Source organism: Methylomonas sp. LWB (assembly GCF_001856095.1).
GTDB lineage: Bacteria > Pseudomonadota > Gammaproteobacteria > Methylococcales > Methylomonadaceae > Methylomonas > Methylomonas koyamae_A.
Genome location: NZ_MKMC01000034.1, coordinates 86,048 through 110,900, shown reverse-complemented (window position 1 = coordinate 110,900; position 24,853 = coordinate 86,048). Strand labels below are relative to the sequence as shown.

The window sequence follows — 24,853 nt, the reverse complement described above, 5'->3', positions numbered from 1 at the left end:
CTGCTAGTTTTTCGGTTGTTGGCCTGGGTTTGAGGGCGGGCTGTCCCAGTCGGGCCGTAAGGCTATTCCGGACGGGGATAGCCTTCTAATCGTCTTCCCGGTCTGGATCCAGCTCGGCCAGATGTAGTAAATCCTGTATCGCATCGGTCAGACGCGCGAAACGCGCGTCGATTTTCTCCAATAACTCCTGAAAAAATCGGTCGCTTGCCACCGGCGAGTCCGCGTTTGCCGCAAACAGCCGGTCTTCGAGTTGGCTGGCGGCGTCGGTGTCGGCGATTTCGGCCAGTTCGCCTAAGGCCTCGGACGAGATTAGCGCGCTTAGGTAGTGTTTCTTCTTCAGATCTTCGGTTTGCAAGGTCAGTGTGTTCGCCAATTCCAAGACCCGCCGCGCCAGAGTGTGGAGTTCGCTCAGCAAGCTCAGCCCGTCGGTCAGCATCGCCAATTCGCCGGCTTGTCCCTCAATGTCTCTCAATAGTTGTTTGCCGCGTTTTTTGGTCGTTTTCATGCTTGGCTCCCGGTCGCGATTAGCTTTTCGCCCAAGCCGCTGTGTCTGACGATTGGGCGGGCGACGCAGGTTTCGAAGATGTCGCGCTCGGCGAACACGCTTACGCGGCGTTTCGCTCGGGTGATGCCGGTGTACAGCAATTCCCTGCTGAGCACCGGATTGACGCGTTCCGGCAGTACCAGCATTGCCTCGTCGAACTCGGAGCCCTGGCTTTTATGAATGGTCATTGCGTAAACCGTTTCGCACGCCGGCAGCCGAGCAGGGCGCAGACCGCGAAATCCGTCGCGGTCCGGAAAATAGACGCGCGGTTGGCCGTCGGCGGGGTCCGGCAGGCAAATGCCAATATCGCCGTTGTATAGTTGGGTAGCCGCGTGGTTGCGGGAAATCATCACTGGCCTGCCGGGGTACCAGGTATGGCCGATGCTCTGCGGCCATGCTTGGGCGGCGGCGCGTTCCACGCGGCGGTTGATGTCTTCTGCCCCGTACGGACCTTGTTGATTGGCGCATAGCACCTGGAATCGCTGGAACTCGGTGAATATTTCGTTCAGCCCGGCCCCGGCCGCTATCAGTTCGAAATAGCGGCGATAGCGCTCGCCGATATAGCTGATCGGGTCGTGTTTTAGTCGGTGGATCGCGTCGTCGCCGGTCAGCAGCAATTGCCAGGCTTGTTCGGCGTCGCCGCGATGGACGGCCTCGGCCAGCGCCTTGATTTGCCCTTGAAAACGGTGCGAGTGGCGCAGCTCGACGGTTTGCTCCGGTAGTCCGCGAGCAATGTCCGCCAACACCGCGCCGGCTTCGACCGACGCGAGTTGGTCCTTGTCGCCGAGCAGAATCAGGCGCGCGCCTGGTTTTAGCGCGTCGACCAGTTTGCTCATTAAGGCGAGGTCGACCATCGACGTTTCGTCGACTACGACCACGTCGTAGGGTAGCGGGAAGTCGGCATTGTGACGGAAGTACGGGGATGGCGGTTGGGCGCCGAGTAGGCGGTGTAGTGTGCAGGCGCTTTCCGGTACGGCTTGTTTGATCGTTTCCGGGCAATTCAGATGGGCTTTATTGGCAACGATTGTTTGTTGCAGACGCATCGCCGCCTTGCCGGTGGGCGCCGCCAAGGCGATGAATGGCGGGTTTGGGTTCAGTTCCAGCAATAAGGCGAGGATTTTCAAAACCGTGGTGGTCTTGCCGGTGCCGGGTCCGCCGGTGACGACCGTCAATGCTTGGGTTAACGCCGCGCGCGCCGCCTGTTGCTGCGCGTTGGACTCCTGTCGGTCCGTCGGGAAATGCCGCGCCAGCGCGGGTTCCGGATCGAGTATGTCGAATTGAATGGCGGCGAGCGTTGCCAGTTGCGTGGCCAGTCGGGATTCGTACTGCCAATATCGGCGCAGGTAGAGACGCTGGGATTCAACGATCAACGGCGTCAATGCGTTATTCGAGGCTAGGCCGGACGCCAGCAGCAAATCGGCGTCGGCCGGGTCCAGCTCGATACAGCTATGGCCGGCGGCTTGTTGTTCGGCCAGCGTTTTCGCCAGCGCGTAAAGGCGGGTGTTGTCGGCGCTTGAGACAACGCTGCGCGAGGTCAGGAAGTCGGCGAAGTGGCTGGCCAGCTTGTCGTGAGGCGTTTCGGGCGAAGTCATCGAGGCGGTTAAATTTAGCTGGCTTGTTGGGTGCAAAAGGCTAAAACCCATTGTTTTATAAGCTTTTTGTGTTGGGATTGGTCCTTGGCGGACTTGCATTTCCAAACATAATCATATACCGTAAGCGACCACCTGAAAGGCTAGGGGTGCTTTCCGTCGAAACTTTAATCCGGAAAGCTGAGAAAAACCCTTCGAACCTGAACCGGTTAATGCCGGCGTAGGAAAGCCCAAATCTTTTCCCTGCGCTCGCGATTTATTCTGATTTTTGGAGATAAGCATGAGCGCTGTCCGCAACGAAATTACGACCGATACCGGCAGTAGCATCCGGATCGATTCCTACCCGGCTTCGGAAAAAGTCTATATCGCCGGCAGCCGACCCGATATGCAAGTACCGATGCGCCAGATCAACCTGTCGGATACCCCGGCGCATTTCGGAGCCGAGAAAAATCCGCCGATCTTCGTCTACGACACTTCCGGCCCTTACACCGACCCCAACGTCGACATTAACCTGCACCAAGGCTTGAACTCGGTACGCGGACTATGGATAGCAGAACGCGGCGATACCGAATTGCTGAGCGGACCAACCTCCAAATTCGGCCATGAACGTTTGCACGACCCCAAAACCGCGCACCTGCGTTTCGAGCTAACCCGTCATCCGCGCCGCGCCAAAGCCGGCCACAACGTTTCACAGATGCATTATGCCCGCAAAGGCATCATCACGCCGGAAATGGAATACATCGCGATCCGCGAGAACCAGAACCTGGAAGCGATGCGCGACCGTTACCAAGGCCAGCATCCGGGCTTTTCCTATGGCGCCAATATTCAGTCCTTCATCACGCCCGAATTCGTGCGTTCCGAAGTCGCCAGGGGCCGCGCCATCATTCCGGCCAACATCAACCACCCGGAATTGGAGCCGATGATCATAGGCCGCAACTTCCTGGTCAAGATCAACGGTAACTTGGGCAACTCGGCGATCACGTCTTCGATCGAGGAAGAAGTCGAGAAAATGCTGTGGGGCATCCGCTGGGGTGCGGATACCATCATGGACTTGTCGACCGGCAAGAATATTCACGAAACCCGCGAATGGATCTTGCGCAATTCGCCGGTGCCTATCGGCACGGTGCCGATTTACCAAGCCCTGGAAAAAGTCGACGGCAAGGCCGAAGAACTGACCTGGGAAATCTTCCGCGATACGCTGATCGAGCAGGCCGAACAAGGCGTGGATTACTTCACGATACACGCAGGTGTGCGCCTGCAGCACGTACCGTTGACCGCCAAGCGTTTGACCGGCATTGTTTCGCGCGGCGGCTCGATCATGGCCAAATGGTGTTTGGCGCACCACACCGAGAGCTTCCTTTACACCCATTTCGAAGAAATCTGCGAAATCATGAAGGCCTACGACGTGTCGTTCTCCTTGGGCGACGGCTTGCGTCCGGGCTCGATCTACGACGCCAACGACGCTGCCCAGTTCGGCGAGCTGGAAACCCTGGGCGAACTGACCCAAATCGCTTGGAAACACGACGTGCAAACCATGATCGAAGGTCCCGGTCACGTGCCGCTGCAAATGATCAAAGTCAACATGGACAAACAGCTGGAAGACTGCTTCGAGGCACCGTTCTACACCCTAGGACCTTTGACCACCGACATCGCTCCCGGCTACGATCACATCACCTCGGCAATCGGCGCCGCCAACATCGGCTGGTACGGCTGCGCGATGCTGTGCTACGTCACCCAGAAAGAGCACCTGGGCCTGCCCAACAAACAGGACGTCCGCGAAGGCATCGTCACCTACAAAATCGCCGCGCATGCCGCCGACTTGGCCAAAGGCCACCCCGGCGCGCAAATTCGCGACAACGCGATGTCCAAGGCCCGTTTCGAATTCCGCTGGGAAGACCAGTTCAACCTGGCGCTGGACCCGGAAAAAGCCCGCTCCTTCCACGACGAAACCTTACCCAAGGAATCGGCCAAGGTTGCTCACTTCTGTTCGATGTGCGGCCCGCATTTCTGCTCGATGAAAATCACCCAGGACGTGCGCAACTACGCCGAGCAAAAAGGCCTGGAAGAAGAAGAGGCGCTGAAAAAAGGCATGGAGGAAAAGTCCGAGCAATTCCTGAAGGAAGGCGCGGCAATTTACCACGAGGTTTAAGGCTCTTTAGGCACTGCCGGCCAGTCGGGCCGGCAGTGCCGATGCCTGCGGAGTCGATTTGAGCGCGACGTGGAGTTTGGATTAAATCCTTACATCATCTATAGTTGCAGCCTAAACTTCCAGTAAATCCATTCCCGACTCGATTTCATGGCGACAGCTCCTTCCAATATTCATTTCAGCGGCTTGGCCAAGTGCCTGATCCAAAAAGGCCTGTTGACTGAAGAGACTGCCGCCGCCTATCTGCAAGAAGCCCAAAAACGCAAGCAAGCCTTCGTCAGTTATCTGGTCGAGCATAAAGTGCTCGATAGTCGGACAGTGGCCTCCATCGCTTCCGCCGAGTTCGGCGTGCCGTTTTTCGATTTGGATGCGATAGACGTGGCGTCGCTGCCTATCAAAATGGTCAGCGAAAAGCTGATCCGCCAACATCACGCTCTGCCACTGTTCAAACGCGGTAACCGCTTGTTCGTCGCCACCGCCGATCCGACCAATTTCCAGGCGCTGGACGAGATCAAGTTCCATACTCGGCACAATACCGAGAACATTTTGGTCGAAGAAGACAAATTGATGAAGATGATCGATACCGCGCTGGAAGCGGCCGATACATCCATGAAGGATTTGCTCGACGACGATCTGGATAACATCGATATTTCGGCCGGCGACGAAGCCAAGCCGGCCGAGGAAGTCGGCGGCTCGGACATCGACGATGCGCCCATCGTCCGTTTCGTCAACAAAATCCTGCTCGATTCGATCAAGCGCGGCGTCTCGGATATACACATGGAGCCGTTCGAGAAAAAGTTTCGGATCCGGTTCCGGGCCGACGGCATTTTGTCCGAAGTCGCCAGTCCTCCGGTCGGTATTGCCAATCGGATCATATCCCGGATCAAGGTCATGTCGAAAATGGACATCGCCGAGCGGCGGGTGCCCCAGGACGGCCGGATCAAAATGCAAATTTCCAAGAATCGGGCCATCGATTTCCGGGTGAATACCTGTCCGACGCTGTTCGGCGAAAAAGTGGTGATGCGGATACTCGATCCCACCAGCGCCCAGATCGGTATCGAAAAATTGGGTTTCGAGCCTGTTCAACAAAAAAACTTTTTGGACGCCATTCACCGGCCCTACGGGATGGTGTTGGTGACCGGGCCAACCGGTAGCGGTAAGACGGTGTCGCTGTACACCGGCTTGAACATCCTGAACAGCGTCGAGCGGAACATTTCGACCGCCGAAGATCCGGTCGAGATCACGGTCGAAGGTATCAATCAGGTCAACGTCAATGCCAAAGCCGGCTTGACCTTCGCCGAAGCCTTGCGGGCTTTTTTGCGGCAAGACCCGGATATCATCATGGTCGGCGAGATCCGCGACCTGGAAACCGCCAGCATCGCGGTCAAGGCGGCGCAAACCGGTCACTTGGTATTGTCGACCCTGCATACCAACGACGCGCCGCAAACCATCAATCGCTTGGTGCAGATGGGGATAGAGCCGTTCAATATCGTGTCGGCGGTGAATCTGATCATGGCCCAGCGCTTGGCGCGGCGGCTTTGCGAGCATTGCAAGAAGGAGGCCGACTTTCCGGAAAACATCTGGTTGTCGGCCGGCTTTAGTAAGGAAGAAATCGGCACCTTCAAAATTTACGAACCGGTTGGTTGCGAGCATTGCAACAATGGCTACAAGGGGCGGGTGGGTATCTATCAGGTGATGCCGATCAGCGAAGCGATGCGCGCGTTGATTTTGCGTGGCGGCAATGCCATGGACATGGCCGCGCTGTCCAAAACCGAAGGCATCAACGACCTTAGGGCTTCCGGCTTATTAAAAATACGGCAGGGTATTACGTCGCTCGAAGAAATCGACCGCGTCACCAAGGAATAAACATGGCAAAGCAAGACGAGCAAATCGAGTTCAATTGGGACGGTTTCGATAAGCAAAACAAAAAAACCAAGGGTACGATCATGGCCAAAAGCGAAGTGATTGCCCGAACCGAGCTGCGGCGGATGGGGATACGCGTCGTCGGCATCAAGCGCAAGGCTAAGCCGCTATTCGGCGCCAAGGTGCAGAAAATCACCAGCGCGGATATCGCGATATTTGCCAGACAGTTGGCGACGATGTTGGAAGCCGGCGTGCCGCTGGTGCAGTCCTTCGACATTATCGGCCGCGGCCACGACAATCCCAGCATGGCCGAGCTGTTGCTGGCGATCAAGGCCGACATCGAAGGCGGCGACACCATGGCCCAGGCCTTGGCGAAACGGCCTATCTATTTTGACGATTTGTTCTGCAATTTGGTCGCCGCGGGCGAGCATGCCGGGGTGTTGGAAACCTTGCTGGACAAGATCGCCACCTACAAGGAAAAAACCGAATCGATCAAGAAAAAGGTCAAAAAGGCACTGACCTACCCGGTCGCGGTGTTGGTGGTGGCCTTCATCGTGACCGCGATTTTGCTGATTTTCGTGGTGCCGGTGTTCGAGGACTTGTTCAAAAGTTTCGGCGCCGACCTGCCGGCCTTCACCCAATTCGTGATCGGCTTGTCGGCCTGGGTACAGGAATGGTGGTGGGCGGTGTTGTTGGTGATTGGCGGCGGCGGTTATACCTTTGTCTACTTCAAGAAACGCTCGCAGGCGTTTAACCATTTTCTCGATAGAATGCTGTTGAAGATTCCGGTGGTTGGCATGATTTTGGAAAAATCGGCGATCGCCCGTTTCGCCCGCACCCTGTCGACGATGTCGGCGGCCGGCGTGCCGCTGGTCGAGGCCTTGGTGTCGGTGGCCGGCGCTTGCGGCAATATTCTGTTTCATGATGCGGTAATGAGCGTCCGCGACGAAGTATCCACCGGTCAGCAGTTGAAGGTGGCGTTGGAACAAACCGGCATGTTTCCGAATATGGTGGTGCAAATGGTGGCGATCGGCGAGGAATCCGGTTCTATCGATGCGATGTTGGATAAAGTGGCCGATTTCTTCGAAGAAGAGGTAGACAACCTGGTCGACAACCTCAGCAGCCTGATGGAGCCGATCATCATGGCCATCTTGGGCGTATTGGTCGGCGGCTTGATCATCGCGATGTATTTACCCATCTTCAAGCTCGGCGCCGCGATGTAGGCGTCCTCCGCTGATCGGTTTGGCCGGGCGGGATTTCCGCGAGATTTTATGCTGACGATGTTAGAACAATTTCCGCCGCTGCTGATCGGCGTGGCGCTGCTGCTAGGTCTACTGGTCGGCAGTTTCTTGAATGTGGTGATTTACCGGTTGCCGGTGATGCTGCAACGCGATTGGCGGCGCGATTGCCACGAGTTTTTACAACTGCCGTATTCGGAGTCCGCCGAGGTCTTCAATCTGATGTGGCCGGCTTCGCACTGTCCGGCCTGTAACGCGCCGATCAAGGCCTATCAAAACATTCCGGTGCTGAGCTATTTGTTGTTGGCCGGCCGGTGCGCGCACTGTGGCACCGCGATCGCTTGGCGCTATCCGCTGGTCGAGGCGTTCACTGGATTGTGTTCCGCGCTGGTGGCCTGGAAGTTGGGCTTTGGACTGGGCATGGCATTTGGCTTGCTGCTGACCTGGAGCTTGATTGCGTTGAGTTTCATTGATTTCGACCATCAATTGTTGCCCGACAGCATCACTTTGCCGATGTTGTGGCTGGGTTTGTTGCTGAGTTTGTTCGGTGTCTATGCCGAACCGCGCGATGCGATCATCGGCGCGGCGGCCGGCTATTTGGTACTGTGGAGCGTTTACCAGGGCTTCAAACTGCTGACCGGCAAGGAAGGGATGGGCTTCGGCGATTTCAAGTTATTGGCACTACTTGGCGCCTGGTTCGGTTGGCAGTATCTGCCGCAGGTTGTGTTGCTGTCGTCGCTGTTGGGCGCGTTGGTCGGCGTGACGATGATCGCGACCGGGCGGAGCGAAGCGTCCAAGCCGATTCCGTTCGGGCCTTATCTGGCGGCGGCCGGTTGGATCGCCATGCTGTGGGGCGACGACATCAACCGTTGGTATCTGCATTTTGCCGGATTGAATTGATGTTGACGATCGGCTTGACCGGCGGCATCGGCTGCGGCAAATCCACGGTTTGCCGGCTGTTCGAAGCGCTGGATGTGCCCATCGTCGATGCCGATCTGATTGCCCGGCAATTGGTCGAACCCGGTCAGCCGGCCTTGCAAGACGTCGTCGCGGCGTTCGGAAGCGCGGTTTTACATGCCGACGGCTCGCTGGACCGAGCCGCTTTGCGGGCCAAGGTGTTTGCCGATCCGGAGCAAAAATGCCGTTTGGAAGCCATATTGCATCCCTTGGTCTATACCGAAATCGCTAGACAAGTCGAGGGTTTGACTGGGTCCTACGTCATCGTCGCGGTGCCCTTATTGCTGGAAACCGATGGCGATCATCGGGTGGATAGGGTGTTGGTGGTCGATTGCCCGCCGAAGGAGCAACTGCAACGGGTGCTGGCTCGGGACGGATTGGCGATCGATCAGGCGCGGGCGATTATCGCCAGCCAGCTTTCCCGAGAGGCGCGCCTGGCGCGGGCCGACGATGTTTTGGACAACGGCGGCGATCCCGAGCGGCTTGCAGAACAGGTTAAAAGCCTGCACAATTCCTATAATTTATTAGCCTCTGTTAGGACACCCACGGCTTGAATACACTCACCATCTACGAATTCCCTCTGAATGAACGAATTCGTGTGTTTATGCGCTTGGAGCAGCTCTTTCAACAACTTAGTCACTTCATGTTGGGCGCCTCGGTGTTCGACAAACGCGCCGCGATCTCCGTCCTGTTGGATATATTGACCATCTTCAGCCGTAGCGATCTAAAATCCGAATTGCTTAAGGAGCTGGACAGGCATACCAAGGTTTTGAATCAGCTGGCTAATAGCCAGGGTGTCGACGGCGAAAAGCTCCAGGAGATTTTGGCCGAGGTCAGTCAGGCCAGCCGCAGCCTATACAGCGCCAACGGCAAGATCGGCATCAGTGTCATGGAAAGCGATTTGTTTCAAAGCATTTCCCAGCGCAACTCGATACCGGGCGGCAGTTGTTCGTTCGATTTGCCGGCGTTTCATTATTGGTTGGAGCAGGACGAGGCCGAGCAACAAAAGGACTTGGAACGCTGGACCCAGCCTTTCGTGGCGATCCGGATAGCGATAGACCTGATCCTGGGCTTCATTCGTCAAAGCCACGTGCCGACTCAGGAAGTTGCCAAGGCTGGATTCTTTCAGTTGGCGTTGGATAAAAGCCATCCGGTGCAATTGCTGCGGGTCGGCATTGCGGCCGCCTTGCCGTGTTTCGCCGAAATCAGTGGCGGCAAACACCGTTTCAGCATCCGCTTCATGAAGCCGTCCACCGACGAAAACCGCCCCAACCAAATTCTCGACGATATCGATTTCCAATTGACCCGCTGCATGTTCTGATGAGCACTCGTTCCACGACGACAGTGGCTTGCCCCACGTGTCGAAAACCGGTGGCCTGGGTGGCCGCCGAAGCATTCAAGCCCTTCTGTTCCGAGCGTTGCAAGCTGATCGATTTGGGCGATTGGGCCACCGAGGCCCATAAGATTCCAGGCGAACCGCTAGTCGACGACCCGTCCGACGACGACGCTTATCCCGGCGATTGAGCGGCGTTCAAAAACGCGCCGATGCCGGCGATGCCTTGCGCCCCGGCGTGGGCGGCACGGGCGCCGTCTTCGCGTTGCAAGCCGCCCAGCGCGTAAACCGGTAAACCGGCCCGCTCGACCAACGCTTCGAAGCGTTCCCAACCCAACGCAGCAGCACCCGGATGCGAGGCGGTCGTTTGGACCGGTGCCAGCACCGCGAAATCCAAGCCCAAATCTTCCGCCAAGCGCAGCTCGGCCAAATCGTGGCACGACGCAGCGACCCAGCGATAGCCGGCCGGCCGAGTCTTGCAGGCGCGCAATGCCCGGCTGCTCAGGTGCAAACCAGCGTAGCCGGCGTCGGATATCGGCAGATCGGCGTTGATCATCAACGTGGTGTCGGTGCCGCTGCTTTCCGAGGCGATGCCTTCCAGAGTGGCGGCCAATTCGGCCGTCGGCAGCGATTTCAGCCGGATTTGAATCAGCCGGATGCCTTGGTCGATCAACAGGCGGTAGCGGTCCAAGGCTTGTCGTTGGGTGGCGGCTTCCAGAATGGCATAGTGTCTGGGCAATCGCGCGGCGGCAATGATGGGGCGGTTAGCGGCCGGAAAGGCGAATTCGTTCAGTCGTTCGGTGGCTACCCATCGTATGGCCTGACCTTCGCGGCCGTGGGCTAGGCCTTCGAATCGCCGAATATCCCACACATCGAGCAACACCTGGCGGTCGCCGTAATCGTGAGCGATTTTGATCAGCGGCGTGGCATCCGCGACGCGAATACCGATTTCCTCGTGCAACTCGCGGCGCAAGGCTTCCAGCACCGATTCGCCGGCTTCGACCTTGCCGCCCGGAAACTCCCAGAGTCCGCCCTGGTGGGCGGTCTTGGCGCGTTCGGCGATCAGGATTCGGCCGCCGCCGCCGCGAATCACGCCGACCGCGACATGCAGGGGACGGCTGACGCCGGTCATCTCAGGTACGGTATTCGGCGTTGATCTTGACGTAGTCGTAGGAGAAATCGCAGGTCAGCACTTCCTCGCACGCCTCGCCCCGGCCCAATCTGACCGTGACCAGAATCTCTTGCTGGTTCATCACGCGTTGGCCGTCCTGTTCGGTGTACAGCGGCGAGCGGCCGCCGTTCTCGACGATGCAGACGGTACCCAGATAAATTTCGATATTTTCCAGTACCAGGTTTTCGACGCCGGCGCGGCCGACCGCCGCCAGAATGCGGCCCCAGTTGGGATCGCTGGCGAAGAACGCGGTTTTGACCAGCGGCGAGTGGGCGATGGTCTTGGCGACTTGTACCGCTTCGGCGGCGCTCGAAGCTTGCTCGACCCGGATGCGGATCAATTTAGTGGCGCCTTCGCCGTCGCGGATGATCAGTTCGGCCAGCCGCTTGCACACGGCGGTGACCGCGTCGGCGAATTTTGCGTAGTGCTCGCTGTCGGCCAGGATCTCCGGAGCGGTGCTCGCGCCGCTGGCCAGCAGTACGCAGGCGTCGTTGGTCGATGTATCACCATCGACGGTAATCCGGTTGAACGAGACTTCCGCCGCCGCTGCTAGGCATTGTTGCAGCAGGGACTGGTCGATGGTCGCGTCGGTGGCGATGAAGCCCAGCATCGTCGCCATATTGGGTTGGATCATGCCGGCGCCCTTGGAAATGCCGGTGATCGCGACCGGATGGCCGCCGATGTCGACGACGGTCGATGCGCCTTTCGGGAAGGTATCGGTGGTCATGATCGCGCGGGCGGCTTGGTCCCAGTGGGTCTCCGCCAGATCGGCGACCGCCTTAGGTAGCGCGGAGGTTAACTTGGCGACCGGCAGCGGTTCGCCGATGACGCCGGTCGAAAACGGCAGCACTTGTTGGGCGATTCCCTCGACTTCGCCGGCCAGGCTGGCGCAGCAGGCGAAGGCGTCTTGCAGGCCTTGCTTGCCGGTGCCGGCATTGGCGTTGCCGGAGTTCACCAACAGCCAGCGCGGCGCCATGCTCAGATGGGATTTGGCTAATTGAACCGGCGCGGCGCAAAACGCGTTTTGGGTGAATACCGCCGCGCAACTGCCGCCGTCGGCCATTTCGACGACCAGAATGTCGTCGCGCACGGTTTGCTTGATCCCCGCGTTGCAGGTGCCGAGTTTGACGCCCTGGATGGCGTGCATGATCGGAAATTCGGTGTGACCTACTGCCATTTTCTATCCTGTTAACACTGTGGTCCGAAAACTCTGACGTGGAACTTAGCCCACTTGTAAAACAATAACATACTCGCCATTCTCCGCCCGAGTCTCCAACACCCGATGCCCATTGATCCGGCACCAGGCCGGGATGTCCTGCATCACGCCGGGATCGGTGCATTCCACGGTCAGTACGTCGCCGCTTTGCAGGGTTTTGACTTTATCCTGGGTGCGGATCACCGGCAACGGGCAGAGCAGGCGGCGGGCATTTAGCGTGAATTCGCTCATACGAACCACGCCTCGGGGATTTGCTCGGCCGTCAACGGGGCCACGCTGATTTGGCGTTCGTTGCCCTGCCGGTCGCGGATGGTTACGTCCACGTTCGCGGCATCTCGGCCTTGGCCGTAACGGGCCAGGATGCGGGCAGCCAAATGCAGATCGTCTTCGTCCGGGGTGCCGTCGATCAGCACCAACGGGCCGCGATGGCTCGCGCAGTTCATGCTGACGAATTCTTTTTTATAGCCGCTCATGAAGCGGGCTTCGCCGTCCTCGCGGGCTACGATCAGTTTGAAATGCGGCTTGGGCCGAATATGCCGGCCGACTTTTAGCAGCATTACGTCGTCCAAGTCGTAGTCGCGCTTGCCGCGTGATTGCCACAAATCGGCCAGTTTTTGCGAATAGGCGGCGTCGGTCAAAAAGCAGCAGCCGCCGGCCGGTTGGGCGTAATCGCTGAATCCGTATTCTTTGGCTAGCGCCATCTGCGGTTTGCGCGAGCGGCCGCTGAAGCCGAACAATGCTTCTCGGCTGATCCAGCCCTCGCGCTCAGGCAATGTCGCCGGCAGGTTTTGCGCGGACAAGGGCCTTACCAGCAAGTCGTCGGCGCCGGATTCGGCGGCGACGATGGGCATGGTTTGCTTGCGTTGCGACATCGGCCGTTGGCCGACGACTTCGCCGGTGATGATGAAGTCGAAACCGTTTTCCGCCATCCATTGCTTGGCCTTGTTGACCATGAAAATCTTGCAGTCCAGACAGGGGTTCAGATTGGCGCCGTAGCCGTGCTTGGGATTCAGCAGAACTTGCTTGTATTCTTCGATGATGTCGATGATATGCAGCTTGATGCCCAGTTGCTCGGCGACCCACAGCGAATTGTTGCGCTTGGTTTTGGCTTCGTCCTGTTTGCGGATGGCGTGGGTATGGCCTTCGACGCAAAATCCGGTGAAAAAATTGATGCCCTCGACATGAATGCCTTGCTCGAGGATAGCCTTGGTGGCCAGCATGGAATCCAGGCCGCCGGAAATCAACGCTACTGCCTTACGTTGTTGACTCATAACCGCAAACGTCTAATCGAGAAAAAGCCGGGCATTATACCGGTTCGGGGCGGCGGGGCTTCAACTTGTTGAGGGCTTGGCCTACACTTGGGCGGATTTCCCGACGCGAGGCTGTGCAATGGAATTTAAAGATTACCTGAAAATTTTGGTTCAACAAGACGGTTCGGATTTATATCTGACCGCAGGCGCGCCGCCGGCCGCTAAATTTCACGGCACGCTGCGGCCGCTGGAAAACATTCGACTGACCAACGAAAGACTTAAAGAGATAGCCCATGCCATCATGGATGCCGATCAGCGCGCGGCCTTCGAACAGGTACCGGAAATGAATCTAGCCATCGCCGAGGAAGGCGTGGGCCGGTTTAGGGTGAATATTTTCAAGCAACGCAGCAATTACGCGCTGGTGATCCGCAACATCAAGGTCGATATTCCCAACGTCGACACCCTGGGCTTGCCGCAGGTACTGAAAGACAAAATCATGGAAAAGCGCGGCCTGATCTTGTTCGTCGGCGGCACCGGCTCCGGCAAATCCACCTCGCTGGCGGCCTTGATCGATTACCGCAACAGCCATGCGTCCGGCCACATCATTACCATCGAAGATCCGATCGAGTTCGTCCATCCGCACAAGAAATCGCTGGTGAATCAGCGCGAGGTCGGCGTCGATACGCTCAGCTACGAAGACGCGCTGAAAAACACGCTGCGCCAAGCGCCCGACGTGATTTTGATCGGCGAGATACGCAGTCAGGAGACGATGGAGCATGCGCTGGCCTTCGCCGAAACCGGCCACCTGTGTCTGTCCACCTTGCATGCCAATAACGCTAATCAGGCCTTGGACCGGATCATCAATTTCTTTCCGGAAGAACGCCGTCCGCAATTGTTGATGGATTTGTCGCTGAACTTGCAGGCCTTTGTGTCGCAACGCTTGGTGCCGACCGTGGAAGGCAAGCGGGTGGCGGCGATCGAGATTTTGTTGGGCAGCAAACTGGTCAGCGATTTGATTCAGAAAGGCGATGTGCACGCGATCAAGGAAGCGATGGAAAAATCGGAAAACATCGGCATGCAAACCTTCGACAGCCATTTGCTCAAGCTCTACAAAAGCGGCGTGATTTCGTTGGACGAAGCCCTGCGCAACTCCGACTCGCCGAACAATCTGAAGCTCAAAATCAATCTCAGCGAAGGCCTGGGTTCGGCGACCGGCGACGACAAACCCAGCCTGGCCGATACCTTGTCGTTGCAGGAAATCGTCAAGCCCGAGGAAAATGAAGAAGAGGGCGGGCATTGATCGGCGGTTTGACTCCCGGAATGGCGGCGGGAATGCCGCGTCGGGCTGGCGGCGTCATCGAAACGAATTTGTCATATTCGCCGATTAAACTGGCATACGGTCGGCCGTGCGGGCTGAACCGCTCACTTTAGATCTATTCCGGAAATATTCGATGGCCGATCCAAACACCAGCATTCCAACCTTGACGATAGGCGACAAAACTCACCCGATCGACAGTCTTAGCGACATCGCCAAGACTCAATTGTCCAATCTGCAAATCGTCGACGCCGAAATCCAACGGCTGCAACAACAGTTGGGTATCGCCCAGGTCGCGCGGGAAACCTTTCTCGCCACCTTGCAAGCCGAATTCGCCAAATTGGGTTAACGCCATCGGTATCGGCCGCCGTCCAGAACCATGGCGTTCACGCTGTTAACGCTGAATCTGCATACCTATCAGCAACACCCTCGGCAAAATTGCTTCGAAACCATGCATTTGCACGAGCGAGAAGTGCAAATTATCGCCGAAGCCATCGCCCAGCAGCGTATCGACGCTGTCTGTTTTCAGGAAGTCGGTGAGTACCGGTACGATCCGATCTCGCATCCGTATGGCGAGTCGCCGTCGAATATGGCGTTTCGGATTTGCCGACGCTTGCGGGAATGGGGGCAGTGGTTTCATATCCACCAGGACTGGAGTCATATCGGCTTTCAGCTATGGCGGGAGGGCACGGCCATCCTGAGCCGCTATCCGTTACATCATAACTATGCCGCTTACGTGTCTCACGATCGCGGCAAAGATAACTATATGTCGCGCAATGTGACCGTCAGCTGCATCGACCTGCCTCGGTTTGGCTTGCTGCACGTTGCCAACGTGCATCTGAGTTGGGCGCATCACGGTTTCCACGAGGAATACGCCCGCTTGAAACAGTTGATCGCTTCCCGCCGGCATTTCGGCGTCAGAGGTGATTTGATCGTCGGCGATTTCAATGCGCCGGCCGGCGACCACGCCTATTGCCATATCGTAGGCAATGGCGAATACGTCGATCAATATTACGAGTTGCATCCGCATCGGTTTCACGAACCAACCTTTCGCGGGCAGATCGACGGCTGGCGCGATAGTCCGCCCCGGCGTATCGATTACATCTTCAAACGTAACGGGCATCCGTTGCGCATCCGCGAGATGACACCCATCTTCAACGACGAATTTTATCCCACGGTGTCGGACCACTTCGGCTACTTGGCTCGATTCGAGCTGTTCTGAGTCGGGCTGGCGGCGCTGTCGTCAAATTGCGGTAACCGGACCTTAATCGTCCTGTCATCGGCGCCGCTCTACAATCCCCGCATTCCTTTCCGAACTGGAAGCAATGCAATGAAAGTCCGCGTTCTGATTTGCTTGACGATGGGTTTGCTTTGGGGTTGCTCGACAGCCGATTTCCGCCGATCCGCTTGGCCCGAGGGCATGCCGGCGCCGGTCGGATTTGCCGAACAGTACCAGCGAGACCGCCAAAATGCCGAGTTGCAAAGTTTGCAGGAATATCTGACCTGGGTCGAACGTTTTTACCGGGGTTGGGAGCTGCATCTGACGGGCTGGATTGAAATTAGCCGGGATTTGACGACCAAGCTTGCCGATCCCTCGCTAAAACACCAGACGCAAGCAAAACTGGAGCGTTTGGGAGCCGCCATTGCCGCGGAGTGGGCCAAGGATAATACTGTGCGCCGCATCACGACCCGGCATATCGCGATATGGGGCGAAGCCTTGCGCAAATCGGCCGAACGCGCCGAACTCCCGAGCGTACTCGACCGCGTGCTGGATGATGTGGACAACCTGCTAAACAGCCGAATCGCGGCGGACGTGATTACCGAAAACCGTTTTTACATCGCTGACGATGTGCTCAATGAAATTCATTGAAGACCGGTTCCCCCCAGATAGCCCCGCTATCGATCCGCCTCGGAGAAGCGTCCAATTCGGCTAGGACTGGGGGCGCCATCCATCCGCGGAAAGCCTGAAAGGCCAAGACGCTTGAGCCGGGGAAGAGTTAACGCCGTGCAGCATAACGGATGCGAACGATCTTCGTGTTTTGGTTGGGCTACCCTTTTGCGAGAAGGAGCCGAAGTCCGCGCCGGACGAAGCTTAAGATGGCGGAGCCCGCGTGCTTGACGACGAATAACAGCTCAAAATTCGCTTGGACCATACTTCCATTGACATGGACCGGATATAAATCCAGGCCGGAGGCGTACAAAAAGCGCCGGACCCTAATTCCAGCAGCTTCGGCGGGGCTACCGCCGGTTGCTGCGGCACCGTGGCCGATGTTGAGCGTGCCCCCGAGGGTGGCGCGGGTGCGGTCGAGACTCCGGTAACTGCCTTCCGGAGATTTTTATATCCGGTCGGGACGGTTTAGCATCCGATAACCGTCGGCGGAAGCGCGGGCGGCGGTGGCGTTGCAAGTCTGAAAAAACGCCGGCAACGTCTTCAAGCCGTTTTAAAATCGAAAAATGCGGCGTTGGCGACGCCTCGAGCAGGAGCGAGGCTGGTTGGCGAGTCGCCTAATCGGCTGCGGGTAGCGCGTCGGGATCGATCAAGCGATGGATTTCGTAAGCCGGTTGCTGGTAGGGGTGACTGGCGAGCAGCGCGGCCAGCGCCGGACGTATCGAGGCCGCGCTGCAAACCATTTCGACTTTGTATTCCTCGACTTGCGTCACCTCGCCGGTTCGGCCGGAATAGGGGACGCTACCGGGCAACGGCCGAAATTGACCGATGCCGAGGCTTTGCCAACAGCATCGGTCGTAATCGCCGACATGGCCGGCGCCGGCGGCGAACAGCGCGCTTTTGACCGGCTCCAGATGGCTGGCGGGTACGAAAAAGCACAGCTTATACATCGTCAATATCCGTAGGCTGGCGTCAACCGGTCGCCAGCAAAAACACACCCCACAATACGATCACCAACGTGATTTCTTCCAGCATATTGATCGCCGACTGGCGGGCGACCCGGTTCAGCATCGCGACTTGGTTGGCTTTTTGGTCGCGCATATGGACGGTGTGACGAATCATGATTGCCTCCGGTTTTAAGGGTGGGTGTAACTGCGCATCTGGCCTACCAGTACGCCTTGTATCTCCACTTGCTCGGGCCGAAAACGCATGGCCTGCATCTGAGAGTTGGCGGGAACCAGCAGGGTTTCGTGGGGGTATTGCTCGATAAATTTCAAGGTGGCCTCGGCCTTGTCGACCAAGGCCACGACGATTTCGCCGTTGCGGGCGTGGCTGCGTTGCTCGATGACGACCCAGTCGCCGTCGAAGATGCCGGCTTCCTGCATCGAGTCGCCCTTGACCCGCAGGATGTAACAAGGTTTGTCGGTTTTCAGCGGTTCGGGCACCGCCATGTAGGCGATGTTTTCGATGGCTTCGATCGGCCGGCCGGCGGCGATATAGCCGACTAGCGGCAGCAGACTGGAATCCTGGGTCGGGGCGGCCAACGATTTGGCGTAATCGGTCAGGCGGATGCCGCGCTGCTTGCGTTCCGGCGCTTCGACCAGGTTGGCGTCGATCAGGGCCTTGATTTGGCTATGCAGCGAACCGCGCGATTTCAAGCCCATTGCCGCGCACAGTTCTTCCAGCGTCGGCGGATGGGTGAAGCTGTCCTGGTTTTGCAGCAGGAAGTCGAAAAGCGCTTGTTGTTTACGGGTCAGTGTCATGGTTGTTCTGTGTTTGTTTTGAAAGACTATACAAACAAAACAAATCAAGAACAAGTGTTTTTTATTGGTTCTATTCTCGTGCCGGGCGGCGGTTCGGTGGGCAGTAGTTTAGAAGTTGTCGGCCAGATCGAGCCCAGCGGGTGAGCGGCTTGCCAGCGGAATAATCCGGGCCTTTTTCAGCATCTTGGCGAGCAAGGTATAGGTATCGCGATCGAAAGCCGGCCGGCCGGCCTCGAGCAGTTCGGCGACGTCGGCTTCGGTGCGGGCGCTGCCCAGGTAGCACCAGCGGTCGATGACGTGCATGTCGTCGCCTTCCCGAACGCCTATCGGGCCGGGATAGGGCCAAGTCGCCAATTTAAGTTTTTGCATCGCAACGAATAAGCGGCCGGCATGTGCCAAGTGTGGTTCGGCCCCGACGCAGGCGCCCGCGCATTTTTTCAATTGATAGCCGAAGCAGGGTCGTCCCGGCACGGTTTTCTCCAGGCCCAGCACGCTCAGGCAAAGGCCGTGTTGCTCGGCCAGACCGCGCAAGGCTTTTTGGGCGTCGCGCTGGCTGTGGTACAGGCCGTACAGATTGTCCTGACCGCCGAAATCCAGCGCGTCCGCCCAGACCAGTTCGGGGCGCACTTGTTCGCCGTGTTGCGCCAGCCGCCAAGCGCCCAGCGCATTCTTGCGGCGCAGACGGCGGTTATAGACCGGCATCATTTGTTTGATTAGCTTGGCTTCGGTCAGCAGCGCGCCCAATTCCCCGGACGTTTCCAGCCAGTCTATGCGCCTAAGTTGTTGCGACAGATTCATTTCCTTGTCGTGGCGGTGGTCGGCCGCGAAGTGGGCGAGTACCCGTTGCCGGATATTCACGCTTTTACCGATGTAGAGCGGCAAATCGTTTTCGCCGTAAAACAAATAGACGCCCGGTCCGTCGGGCAATTCGTGGGTCAACAGCGGGTCGATCCGCGAGGGCAGGCTGGATTTGCCGAGCAAACCGGCCACCGTGTCGGTCAAACGCTCGGCCGGGAATTCGCGATGCAGATGCTCCCAAAACTGATGAATCAATTGGGCGTCGGCCAAGGCGCGATGCCGATCGTTGGCGGTCAGGCCATGCCGTTCGATCAGACTGTCCAGATTATGGTGGTGGTATTGGGGATAGAGTGCGCGCGACAATTTGACCGTACAAAGCACTTGCGGCTGAAACGGCAGGTCCAGGCGCTTGAATTCGTTTTTCAGAAAGCTGTAATCGAAACGGGCGTTATGAGCGACGAATACTCGATCTTCCAACAGTTCCCAGACTTGGCGCGCGATCGCGGAGAACGGCGGCGCGCCTGAGACCATCTCGTTGCTGATGCCGGTCATTTGTTCGATGAACAGCGGAATGCGCATTTGCGGGTTGACCAGTTGGCTCCATTCCCGGACGCCGTCGGCATCGACCAAGACGATACCGATTTCGGTTATCCGGTCTTGTCGCGGCGAGGCGCCGGTGGTTTCCAAATCGACAAAGGCTAGGGCTGGCATGGTATTGAGTCGCTAAAATACTGTAAGGGCAGCAGGGTCGAATTCATCCGCTCGTCGCGAATTTGTTGATAAGCTATGTCCAAAATAATAACTAAACGGGAGAGTAAGACATGAAGGCTTCAATCAAGACCGTTATCGCGTTGGCGTTGGGCTTGGCGGCCGGCGATGCGCTGGCATACGGCAGTTCTTCCAGTTCCGGCCATTGCGACAAACCGATATTCACTGAGTTTCAACCGGCGCCGAATAAATACCTGCAATCGTTTACCGAGTTCAGCTTTATCGTTTCGTCCAATACCACGACGACGTCTATCGTCGCCAATATCAGTTCAGGGTCTATTCAATACCATTTATCCGCCAAGGAGTTGAAGTTTTTTCCGCTGAAAAATGGTCAGACCGAAGTCAGGGGCAAATTGCCTCGGCCGATCGAGCACGGTTTCGCGCGGCTCAACGTCACCGCGCACAGCAAGCCGGGTTGCGAGAAAACCGACGGGTATTTATTGCGGATTCAATGATCGGCGCGCGCCGAGTCGGCGCTTGTCCCGGCAAACGCGGAGCATGGAGCTTAGGCGATGAAATTGCTGTTGGTTGAAGACGACGTTGCATTAGCGGCGCCGCTAAAGATGGACTTGGAGCGGGCCGGCTACGTCGTCGATACGGCCGCGGACGGCGAGCACGGTGAGTTTCTCGGCGCTACCGAAGATTACGACGCGGCGATACTCGATTTAGGCTTGCCCAAATTGGCCGGCCTCGACGTTTTGAAACGCTGGCGGGATGCCGGCAATGCCACGCCGGTGATTGTCTTGACCGCCCGCGATGCCTGGTACGAGAAAGTGGACGGCTTCAAGGCCGGTGCCGACGATTATTTGGGTAAGCCGTTTCATCCGCAAGAATTGCTGGTCAGGCTGCAAGCCATTTTGAAACGGGTTCACCGCCATAATCAGTTTACGTTGCAGGTACTGGGCGTCCTGCTCGACGAGGACGAGCAAACCGCCGCAGTCAATGGCGGGGAGGCTTACCCGCTGACCGCGATCGAATTTCGGCTGTTGCGCTATTTCATGATGAACGCCGGCAAAGTCCTGACCAAGTCGCAATTAGGCGAACATATCTACAGCGAATCGGACGAGCCAGACAGCAATGTCATCGAAGTCTACGTCAAGCGCCTGCGCAAGATTGTCGGCAGCGATTTGATCCAGACTCGCCGGGGCCAGGGTTACGTGTTCGGAAGCCGGCCATGATGGCGTTGCGCGAGCGCCTGGGCCGCGGCCTGATCGCCGCGCTGTGCGTGATTTTCGTCGTGCATTGGATCGCGGCGGATTGGGTCATCCGCACCGTCGCCGAGAGCCAGATGGCGAATCGATTGGCCGACGACGGTTATTCCTTGCTGGAATCGCTGGCCTCTGCCGACGACGATAAACTCTCGTTCAACCGCTTGCGGATCAGCTCGGTATACAGCCGGCCGCTGTCCGGCCATTACTATCTGGTCAAAATCGACGCCGAAGCCCATCCGTCGCCGTCGCTGCTGGATTTTCCGTTACCGATTCAAGCCGTCGGGCCGGAACAGCAGACGCTTTATCATCTGTCCGGTCCGGAAAACCGGCCGTTACTGGTGTTGAGCCTGGGCGCGGTGCGCTTTGGCCATAGAATCAACATTCATATCGCCGAGGATTTGTCGGCGGTCGATCACGATATCACCTGGATACGCGCCGCCTACTTTGCGCTGACGTTGACGATTCTGATGGCTGCGATCGGCGTGCTGAGCTGGGATGTCGGACGCGCGTTGCGGCCGCTGACGCTGGTCGGCGGCGAACTGGAACAAGTCTGCGCTGGTCGGCGCCAGCGTATCGAATTGGACGTGCCGGACGAGATCAAACCGCTGGTGAACGAGATCAATCATTTGCTGGAACTGGTTGCCCGGCGCTTGCAGCAGTCCCGTACCGCGATCGGCAATCTGGCGCACGCGCTGAAGCCGCCGCTGGCCTTGCTGTTTCGGGTTGCCGAAGAACCGGCGTTTCTGGACCATCCCGACTTGCGCAAGCAAGTGCTGGGCCAAACCGAAACCATCCGGCGCTGCATCGAGCGGGAACTGAAACGTGCCCGGATCGCCGGAGACCAGCAGGCCAGCGCCGCGTTCAATCCCCGCAAGGAATTGGTGGCGTTAAAAAAAACCCTGCGGGCGATCCATGCCGAGAAGGACCTGGATATTCAGATCACCGCCCCGGACGCATCCGTGCATTTCGATCGGGAAGATATGATGGAAATGCTCGGCAACCTACTGGACAACGCCTGCAAATGGGCCAAGCGGCGCATCGACGTCGAATTGGCCTTTGCCGACGAGGTGTTGGTGCGGGTCGCCGACGACGGGCCGGGCTGCGCCGAAACCGAATTGGCGGGGTTAACCCGGCGCGGGGCACGCCTGGACGAGTCGGTGCAAGGTCACGGCCTGGGTTTGGGTATCGTCGCCGACATCGTCGATAGTTACAAAGGCAGCCTGCACCTCGGCCGCAGCAAGGCATTGGGCGGATTTCTGGCGACGGTGCGTCTACCGTTGAGCCGCTAAATCCAGAGCCGATTTTCAGTTTCGATTCACGCGTGTTCGTTAAATTGCGTTAAGCATCCTTCGCTTCGGTTGGTGGATTCCGGCGGGAAAGCCGGCCGGGGCGGCGGATGTGCCAACTCAAATTCGAACGGGAAGTGAACGAAATGCGAAATAAATGCGGAGTATGGCCGGTGTTGCTGGTGGGTGTATTGGCTCAAGGCGCTTGGGCGGTTGAGCCTGCCGAGGTCAACTTCGATCCAATCAATGACGCCGACCGGGCGGAGGCCCTGCCCAGCGTCGAAGTGGCCGAAAGCGTCGAGAAGGCCGCGACCTTCTCCGGCTCCACCTCGGTGATCGACAAGCAAACCCTGGAGCGCGACCAGGTATTCACCGTCAACGAGGCCTTGCGCAAGGCCCCCGGCGTTTATGTCCGCGACGAGGAAGGCTTTGGTTTGCGGCCGAACATCGCCTTTCGCGGCCAAAACCCGTTTCGCTCCACCAAGGTGTTGTTTTTGGAGGACGGCATTCCGTTCAACTTCGCGCCCTACGGCGATAACGACATCTACTACCATCCGCCGATCGAGCGCTACGATGGCATCGAAATTTACAAGGGCGCCGACTTGACCCAATTCGGCCCACAAACCATCAACGGCGCGATCAATTATCTGACGCCCAAGGTACCGACCACGCCCGGCGGTTTCGTCAGCTTTACCGGCGGCAACCGCGATTATCTGAACGGCCATGCCCGTTACGGCGGCATGGTCAAGAACGTGCAAGGCCTGGATGCGGTCGGCGGCGTGGTCGATTACATTCACAAGGAAGGCATGGAAAATCGCGACAACACCTTCGCCGTGGTGGACGACGCCAACCTGAAAAGCATCATCGACTTTGACGCGCGCAATCGCCTGACGCTACGCGGCGATTTTTACCACCAGGACGAGCAAGGCGCGGCCTTCGGCTTGACCGACGCCGAATACCGCAAGCTGGGCGCTCGTTACAATCCGGATAAGAACGCCAGCTTCATCAACGACCGCTGGTCCACCTCGGCCACCTACGAGCACAGCTTCAATAAGGACGTGACCTTGGAAACCAGCTTTTACTGGTCGGCCTACGAACGCAACTGGTGGCGGCAGCAGAATCAGTTCCCGACCGAAAACCAATGCAGCAGCCGCGGCATCGCCAATTACGTGCAAAATCGCGAAAACGGCATTGCGGTGGATATGAACGACTGCAACTACAACATCGGTCGCAAGCGCAATTACGAAACCTGGGGCATTGCCCCGACTCTACATGCCAAGCACGATCTGTTCGGCGTCGAAAGCCATTTGGATGCGGGTTTTCGCGCGCACTTCGAGAACCAGTACCGCCGGCAAATCCAGGGCAGCTCGCCGACCGCGCGCGACGGCACCTTGCTGGAAAACAACCAGCGTTTCGCCGATGCCTATTCCGGTTTTTTCCAAAATCAATTCATTTGGGGAAACTGGACGGCGACCCCCGGCGTTCGGGTCGAGTCGGTGAGTTACCAGCGCAAGGACGTGCGAACCGGGATCGCAGGCGGCAACGGCATGACCGAAATCCTGCCGTCGTTCGCGGTGACCTACAGTCCAATCGATCAGGCCACGTTGTTTTTCGGCATCCATCGCGGGTTCGCGCCGCCGCGCGTCGAGGACAGCGTCAACAATGCCAACGGCGCGGCGGTGGAGATTGGCCCGGAAATTAGTTGGAACGCCGAATTCGGCGTCCGGGCCAGACCGGCGCGCGGCGTTAAAGCCGAAGCAACCTATTTCCACAACGATTTCGATACCCTGACTGCCTTGGGTACGGTTGGCGGCGTCGATACCCCGGTGGCGCAGGGCAAAGCGCTGTATGAAGGTTTAGAATTGATGGCGCGGGCCGATCTCGGCGACGTGTTCGGCTGGGCGCACAATCCCTACGCGCAAGTCGCCTACACCTGGCTGCCGACCGCCGAAACCACGTCGTCGTTTCATTGCCTGACCGACAGCGGCCAGGCGACCGGCTCCAGCCAGAACGCGACCTTCACCCGCTTCTGTCCGGGCGGGAACGTGTTCGGCTCGGCGGCAGGCAAACGCGCGCCCTACGCGCCGGAAAACCTGCTGACCGCGACGCTAGGCTACTCGTATGCCAGCGGCTTCGATGCACACTTGGAAGCGGTATTCGTCGGCGAGCAATTCGCCGACTTCATGAACCTGAACAGCGCCGGCGACCTGCCGTTGGATGTCGGCACCACCGCTCAACGCAACGCGCTGATCAAGTCCGGCCAGTTCGGCAAGATTAACGATTACGTGGTGGTCAACTTCGCCAGCTCCTACAAGGTACGCAAAGACTTGACCCTGTTCGTGTCGATGAAAAACATGCTGGACAACACCTACATCGTCGATCGGGTGCGCGGCATCCAGCCCGGCGCGCCGCGTTTGGTGCAGGCGGGGTTTAAGTACGAGTTTTAGCGAAGCGACCTCGCAACGTTGTGTATCTTGTCTTCCGCTTCACCTTGAACTGGCTTGCGCGGACGGTGTT

The 24,853-nt window shown here is 58.0% G+C and carries 25 protein-coding genes and 1 riboswitch; of the genes, 15 read left to right on the top strand and 10 right to left on the bottom strand.

Translation table 11 applies throughout. The features are described 5' to 3' along the window. Positions 1–85: 85 nt before the first annotated feature. Complete coding sequence (locus BJL95_RS14330) at positions 86–505, bottom strand: hypothetical protein (RefSeq protein ID WP_071158866.1); 420 nt, start codon at positions 503–505, stop codon at positions 86–88. Then, on the bottom strand, positions 502–2,136 hold the full coding sequence (gene recD / locus BJL95_RS14325; RefSeq protein WP_071158863.1) for an exodeoxyribonuclease V subunit alpha: 1,635 nt from the start codon (positions 2,134–2,136) through the stop codon (positions 502–504). The genes BJL95_RS14330 and recD overlap by 4 nt, the downstream gene beginning before the upstream one ends. 132 nt (positions 2,137–2,268) lie before the next feature. Further along, a riboswitch (TPP riboswitch) is annotated at positions 2,269–2,377 on the top strand. 36 nt (positions 2,378–2,413) lie between these two features. Between recD and thiC the strand changes: the two genes are divergently transcribed. From thiC to yacG, 7 genes are all read left to right on the top strand, one after another. Beyond that, positions 2,414–4,282, top strand: a complete 1,869-nt coding sequence (gene thiC, locus BJL95_RS14320) for a phosphomethylpyrimidine synthase ThiC (protein WP_071158861.1) — start codon at positions 2,414–2,416, stop codon at positions 4,280–4,282. 147 nt (positions 4,283–4,429) lie between these two features. Beyond that, positions 4,430–6,145, top strand: coding sequence for a type IV-A pilus assembly ATPase PilB (pilB, locus tag BJL95_RS14315; protein ID WP_064030935.1), 1,716 nt, complete (start codon positions 4,430–4,432; stop codon positions 6,143–6,145). A 2-nt stretch (positions 6,146–6,147) separates the two neighbouring features. Continuing rightward, complete coding sequence (locus BJL95_RS14310) at positions 6,148–7,365, top strand: type II secretion system F family protein (protein WP_071158859.1); 1,218 nt, start codon at positions 6,148–6,150, stop codon at positions 7,363–7,365. Between the two features lie 57 nt (positions 7,366–7,422). Then, positions 7,423–8,280, top strand: a complete 858-nt coding sequence (locus BJL95_RS14305; protein ID WP_071159253.1) for an A24 family peptidase — start codon at positions 7,423–7,425, stop codon at positions 8,278–8,280. Then, positions 8,280–8,891 (top strand): dephospho-CoA kinase, encoded by a 612-nt coding sequence (gene coaE, locus BJL95_RS14300; protein ID WP_071158857.1) that lies wholly within the window; start codon positions 8,280–8,282, stop codon positions 8,889–8,891. The genes BJL95_RS14305 and coaE overlap by 1 nt, the downstream gene beginning before the upstream one ends. Next, positions 8,888–9,658, top strand: a complete 771-nt coding sequence (gene zapD / locus BJL95_RS14295; protein ID WP_082885650.1) for a cell division protein ZapD — start codon at positions 8,888–8,890, stop codon at positions 9,656–9,658. Before coaE ends, zapD begins: the two co-directional genes overlap by 4 nt. Beyond that, positions 9,658–9,861, top strand: coding sequence for a DNA gyrase inhibitor YacG (yacG, locus tag BJL95_RS14290; protein WP_064030930.1), 204 nt, complete (start codon positions 9,658–9,660; stop codon positions 9,859–9,861). The genes zapD and yacG overlap by 1 nt, the downstream gene beginning before the upstream one ends. Here yacG and BJL95_RS14285 read toward each other — a convergent pair. The 4 genes from BJL95_RS14285 to BJL95_RS14270 are packed head-to-tail and all read right to left on the bottom strand — an operon-like array spanning position 9,846 to position 13,328. After that, on the bottom strand, positions 9,846–10,802 hold the full coding sequence (locus BJL95_RS14285; protein WP_071158853.1) for a Nudix family hydrolase: 957 nt from the start codon (positions 10,800–10,802) through the stop codon (positions 9,846–9,848). The genes yacG and BJL95_RS14285 overlap by 16 nt on opposite strands. A gap of 1 nt (position 10,803) precedes the next feature. Continuing rightward, positions 10,804–12,018 (bottom strand): bifunctional glutamate N-acetyltransferase/amino-acid acetyltransferase ArgJ, encoded by a 1,215-nt coding sequence (gene argJ / locus BJL95_RS14280; RefSeq protein ID WP_071158851.1) that lies wholly within the window; start codon positions 12,016–12,018, stop codon positions 10,804–10,806. Positions 12,019–12,063: 45 nt separating this feature from the next. After that, positions 12,064–12,288: a sulfurtransferase TusA family protein gene (locus BJL95_RS14275; protein WP_071158849.1), complete on the bottom strand. Its 225-nt coding sequence runs from the start codon at positions 12,286–12,288 to the stop codon at positions 12,064–12,066. Beyond that, positions 12,285–13,328 carry a tRNA (5-methylaminomethyl-2-thiouridylate)-methyltransferase gene (locus BJL95_RS14270; protein ID WP_071158847.1) on the bottom strand — a complete coding sequence of 348 codons (1,044 nt, stop codon included), beginning with the start codon at positions 13,326–13,328 and terminating at the stop codon, positions 12,285–12,287. Before BJL95_RS14270 ends, BJL95_RS14275 begins: the two co-directional genes overlap by 4 nt. 118 nt (positions 13,329–13,446) lie before the next feature. Between BJL95_RS14270 and BJL95_RS14265 the strand changes: the two genes are divergently transcribed. The 4 genes from BJL95_RS14265 (at position 13,447) to BJL95_RS14250 (ending at position 16,492) form a co-directional block, all read left to right on the top strand. After that, positions 13,447–14,607 carry a PilT/PilU family type 4a pilus ATPase gene (locus BJL95_RS14265; RefSeq protein ID WP_071158845.1) on the top strand — a complete coding sequence of 387 codons (1,161 nt, stop codon included), beginning with the start codon at positions 13,447–13,449 and terminating at the stop codon, positions 14,605–14,607. A gap of 151 nt (positions 14,608–14,758) precedes the next feature. Further along, entirely contained in the window at positions 14,759–14,971 is a 213-nt protein-coding gene (locus tag BJL95_RS14260; RefSeq protein WP_064030962.1) for a DUF6447 family protein, read from the top strand. A 30-nt stretch (positions 14,972–15,001) separates the two neighbouring features. After that, positions 15,002–15,844: an endonuclease/exonuclease/phosphatase family protein gene (locus BJL95_RS14255; RefSeq protein WP_071158843.1), complete on the top strand. Its 843-nt coding sequence runs from the start codon at positions 15,002–15,004 to the stop codon at positions 15,842–15,844. 108 nt (positions 15,845–15,952) lie between these two features. Next, positions 15,953–16,492 (top strand): hypothetical protein, encoded by a 540-nt coding sequence (locus BJL95_RS14250; protein WP_071158841.1) that lies wholly within the window; start codon positions 15,953–15,955, stop codon positions 16,490–16,492. Positions 16,493–17,127: 635 nt separating this feature from the next. On the opposite strand, the gene BJL95_RS14245 is transcribed toward BJL95_RS14250, so the two are convergent. The 4 genes from BJL95_RS14245 to BJL95_RS14235 form a co-directional block, all read right to left on the bottom strand. Further along, complete coding sequence (locus tag BJL95_RS14245; RefSeq protein ID WP_071158840.1) at positions 17,128–17,460, bottom strand: NGG1p interacting factor NIF3; 333 nt, start codon at positions 17,458–17,460, stop codon at positions 17,128–17,130. A gap of 22 nt (positions 17,461–17,482) precedes the next feature. After that, a complete protein-coding gene (locus BJL95_RS25195) occupies positions 17,483–17,632 on the bottom strand; it encodes a hypothetical protein (RefSeq protein WP_157197959.1) in 150 nt (49 codons plus the stop codon). Positions 17,633–17,646: 14 nt separating this feature from the next. After that, positions 17,647–18,273: a transcriptional repressor LexA gene (gene lexA / locus BJL95_RS14240; protein WP_071158838.1), complete on the bottom strand. Its 627-nt coding sequence runs from the start codon at positions 18,271–18,273 to the stop codon at positions 17,647–17,649. A gap of 108 nt (positions 18,274–18,381) precedes the next feature. Beyond that, positions 18,382–19,782, bottom strand: a complete 1,401-nt coding sequence (locus BJL95_RS14235; RefSeq protein WP_071158836.1) for a 3'-5' exonuclease family protein — start codon at positions 19,780–19,782, stop codon at positions 18,382–18,384. A 110-nt stretch (positions 19,783–19,892) separates the two neighbouring features. On the opposite strand from BJL95_RS14235, the gene BJL95_RS14230 reads away from it, so the two are divergent. From BJL95_RS14230 to BJL95_RS14215, 4 genes are all read left to right on the top strand, one after another. Continuing rightward, complete coding sequence (locus BJL95_RS14230; protein WP_064030919.1) at positions 19,893–20,294, top strand: hypothetical protein; 402 nt, start codon at positions 19,893–19,895, stop codon at positions 20,292–20,294. Positions 20,295–20,351: 57 nt separating this feature from the next. Further along, a complete protein-coding gene (locus BJL95_RS14225; protein WP_071158834.1) occupies positions 20,352–21,017 on the top strand; it encodes a response regulator transcription factor in 666 nt (221 codons plus the stop codon). Then, positions 21,014–22,339: a sensor histidine kinase gene (locus BJL95_RS14220; protein WP_071158832.1), complete on the top strand. Its 1,326-nt coding sequence runs from the start codon at positions 21,014–21,016 to the stop codon at positions 22,337–22,339. Before BJL95_RS14225 ends, BJL95_RS14220 begins: the two co-directional genes overlap by 4 nt. A gap of 143 nt (positions 22,340–22,482) precedes the next feature. Next, entirely contained in the window at positions 22,483–24,783 is a 2,301-nt protein-coding gene (locus tag BJL95_RS14215; RefSeq protein ID WP_071159251.1) for a TonB-dependent receptor, read from the top strand. The last annotated feature ends 70 nt before the right edge of the window (positions 24,784–24,853 follow it).